We start from the raw sequence: 3,363 nt of genomic DNA, 5'->3' as shown, positions 1-3,363 counted from the left end.
CGGCTACGAACACCACTGCCCCGCAGATCAGAGCATTAAACAGGCTTCCAAAGAAGATGGATAGGCCAACTTGTCCATCACCATGGGTTTCGGTTTGAAGGTACCACCGGGTCAACGCCGCCTCACTGGCAACGAAGCCAAGTGGGAGAGCGATTGTCCCCAGCAGCAAGGCGAGAGCAAGTCGTTTCCAAGTCACACAACGAGGCTGCCGCTTTTGGAGAACGTCCGCAATCAAGAAGCGCTTGAATTGCCACGAACGTCCGTTTCTGGGCGTTTGCGGACCGGCGGCTATCGGCTTCCGCTTTGCCGGTCGCGAATGTCGCGACGTGGGTGGAAAGCTGCCGTTGGTGCTCGCGTCGCCCAGCACCATTTGATACGCCGCAACGACGATGATCGAGAGCATTGGGCGGATGCCGCCAATAATCTGGGCCGTTCTGGCCGTGGCGCTTACGTCGTGCGCGACGGGCAGCTTTCAGCGCTCATCCTTCTCGCTCATCGTGGAGGGCAATGAGGCGAGTTATCCTGCCTTCGAGGCTGCTGCGAAGGCTTGCGGGTATACCGCGTATCAGCGTTTCCCCGGTGCCACTGTCCAAGAGAACATCACAGTCGGTCGCCATTTCAACTTGTCTCGTGTGGGCAGTCGTGCTGCCACCTGCGTTGTTCACTGGGTGAATGCGCACCCCGATTCCGGGCTAAAGATGAGCGGCGATTAGGTCCGCTCGTGGGCGTTAGCTGCCATGGGTATAAAACCATCGGCATCGACGCCCGCCGCCCTCCACGCCTTAATGGATCCAACGATCCGGCTATGCGCTTACCGATCCCTCGTATTGGAGTTCGCGCATGTCCAAGGTAGCTCACGACGCACCCTCGACGGTCGTTGCCCACCATGGCGAGGTTCATGTTGACGGACCGGGATGCACCGCATTGGCGATGACTCCGAACGCCGCGATCGAAACGGCAGACCGTTTGCTGGAAGCGGCGGTAACTGCGCACGGCCAGCGCATCTTGGCCCCCGTCCGCAATGGCCATTATTGAGGGGGTTAGCCGGGACCGATCTGCAAGCTTCGCAAAGCACGTTCTTTATCGATCACTGCGATAATGTAGCTAAGGGGTTTTTAGCCCCCTACAGCGCCATTGCCCTGCAAAGGTAGGTAGGAGCGCTCGCAGAGTAATCAGCGCTGTAGGATGCCTTAAATCGGCTTCAAAGGCATTATGAAGAACCACAATACCTATATTCGACGTTCACCGATCATGGATGAACAAAAATAGAGCTTTTCCCGGTGGCGTTGTCGATTGCAAATAGACGAGGAAGACCGGAGGTTAGCGCGGCGGTTATATCTGCAACAAGAACTTCCTGGTTCGGCAAACCTGTATAGAAACGCCACCCTGTGATTGTATGCTTATCAAGAGTGATTAGCATGTAACCTGACACACCTGCGCTTTTACCCTGCTTGGAAGCCTCCATAGCTGCAATGATATTGGTTACAGGTACGATCTCCGCAATTGGCTTGCCCTTTGCGTCGGACATGGCGCGACGACCAGTACCGCGTTCACTTTCGGTGGCCTGTAAAGTATAGTCTTGTTCACCTGCCTTGAACTTGCTTAGCGTGCAAGGAAGTGTGGATGAACTGACGCCCTTATAGTCCAAGTGCATTAGCTTCGGCATCATGCTCATGGAAAGCGTTAAATCGATGTCCTCGTTCACGGTCGGGCTAAGAACGCGCGCTTTGCCTGTGCCATCCTCGGGAGTGGGGCACGAAGCGCTTGCCAACGTCGGATACCAGATCGCGCATACCGCCACGATGACACCGAAAAACTTGACCATCAGCGCTCCCCTTGAACGGTGTTATAGTAGGCAAACGCCAAAAACGTCAAAGTGGGCAAGGTCATAATACAATGATGAGTCTACTTCCGCACCTTACTAGCCGTTGACCTCGCCGTCGTTAGCGTTACGCCTAGCGGCGACGGGATGAAGGGTGTGCGCGTGCCAAGTTTAACGGACAACGGCGGGATCGTGTACGTGCTCACTAACGACGCCATGCCCAACATGATTAAGATAGGGCGTACTTCCGGGGAGGGTGTTGAACGACGGGTAGCGGAGCTTAGCAGGGCGACCGGTGTCCCCCTACCTTTCAAGGTTGCTGTAGCACGTACCGTACATGATGCAGCGGCAGTTGAACGCGCGCTGCATGTCGCCTTCGGGCCCGACCGCGTTAACCCGTCGAGAGAATTCTTCGGCATCGAACCGTATCGGGCTTTGGCAATCATCAACGCTTTTCCCGGTGACGACCTTACACCCCAGTCTGAACGTGCGTCAGAACGCGTCATCGAGCAGGAGCAGCCGGGAACGATGGCTGCGGTGCGAAGCTATGAACGCAAACGACGACCGCCATTAAACTTCGAAGAAATGGGCATACCCATCGGCTCGACCCTCATTCACGTTGCAACAGGTGAAGCCGTCGTGGTCGTAGAGTCGAAGAAAGTTAGCTTACGCGGCGAGGTTGTATCTCTCACCCGCGCGCAGCAAATAGTTTCCAACGCTGACTACGCGGTGCAGCCCGGTAAACACTGGGCCTTCGATGGCACGACAGTCAACGTACTATATGACGCTACATACCCGCTGTTAGATATTGAATAAGTCTTTTGGCCCATGGGGTTTAGAGTTGTTTAATGAAACATATCTTTCTTATGCTCTTCTAAACTTAATAGATGTTTATCTAAGTTAAGGTATAAACGTAAATTTACAAAAATAGCGGTCATAGTGCTAGGATAGTATAATGATTTGCCGTCTATAGGGCTGCTGGAACACAAATCGCTCAAGGTTTTCTGGCCCTCACGCTTGCTGCACCCGATCTTGCCAACGAGCGATCGATCTGATACAATGCTTGAATACAGACGAAGCTTACCTTGGCTGGCACGTCTCTAAACTCGTTCAAGCCAAATGCTTCCGGTCGAGCTAAACCGACCGCGCCAGCTTCATAGACAGACGCCTAGCTTGCCAAGCCCGACAGGGTGATGGCGGCAGACCTGCTATGATGCCGTCGTACATCGTATGCCTGTAGCGATGACAGGTTGTAATCCTTGGGGAACTATAAGCCTTCGGGCAGACTCCGACCCCCCTGCGAGTAGGAATAGCTCAACGGGAAAACTCATACACTACAGGGCTGATAACAGCTTCCTATTGAGCACAATAGGGATCACCGGGACTGGCCTCCCTCTTCGTCTTTCAAGGGCTTAGAACACCGGCATATGAGGTATATTGAGATTACGTCAAAAGTATTTCGGGTTCAAGACTCCGCGTAATATCCTCTTATAAGCTTACAATGCTTTAACAGGATCACCCTAGCGGAGGTAGAGTTATGT

At 53.8% G+C, this 3,363-nt stretch carries 3 protein-coding genes; 1 reads left to right on the top strand and 2 read right to left on the bottom strand.

What is annotated here, in order from left to right:
• Together OXQ95_RS18545 and OXQ95_RS18540 are read right to left on the bottom strand one after the other, a co-directional pair.
• On the bottom strand, window positions 1-403 hold a 403-nt coding region (locus OXQ95_RS18545), incomplete at its 3' end, for a hypothetical protein (RefSeq protein WP_267383098.1).
• An 846-nt stretch (window positions 404-1,249) separates the two neighbouring features.
• Complete coding sequence (locus OXQ95_RS18540; protein WP_267383095.1) at window positions 1,250-1,825, bottom strand: hypothetical protein; 576 nt, start codon at window positions 1,823-1,825, stop codon at window positions 1,250-1,252.
• Window positions 1,826-1,969: 144 nt separating this feature from the next.
• Between OXQ95_RS18540 and OXQ95_RS18535 the strand changes: the two genes are divergently transcribed.
• Window positions 1,970-2,638 carry a GIY-YIG nuclease family protein gene (locus OXQ95_RS18535; protein ID WP_267383093.1) on the top strand — a complete coding sequence of 223 codons (669 nt, stop codon included), beginning with the start codon at window positions 1,970-1,972 and terminating at the stop codon, window positions 2,636-2,638.
• Window positions 2,639-3,363 lie beyond the last annotated feature (725 nt).

This window comes from Sphingomonas sp. GC_Shp_6 (assembly GCF_026540835.1).
Lineage (GTDB): Bacteria > Pseudomonadota > Alphaproteobacteria > Sphingomonadales > Sphingomonadaceae > Sphingomonas.
This window is presented reverse-complemented; position numbering and strand designations above follow the sequence as displayed.

What these genes read in the sequence shown, in the direction of transcription:
- OXQ95_RS18540 (WP_267383095.1), bottom strand. Translation starts at nt 1,825, where the DNA reads ATGGTCAAGTTTTTCGGTGTCATCGTGGCGGTATGCGCGATCTGGTAT.
- OXQ95_RS18535 (WP_267383093.1), top strand. Translation starts at nt 1,970, where the DNA reads ATGAAGGGTGTGCGCGTGCCAAGTTTAACGGACAACGGCGGGATCGTG.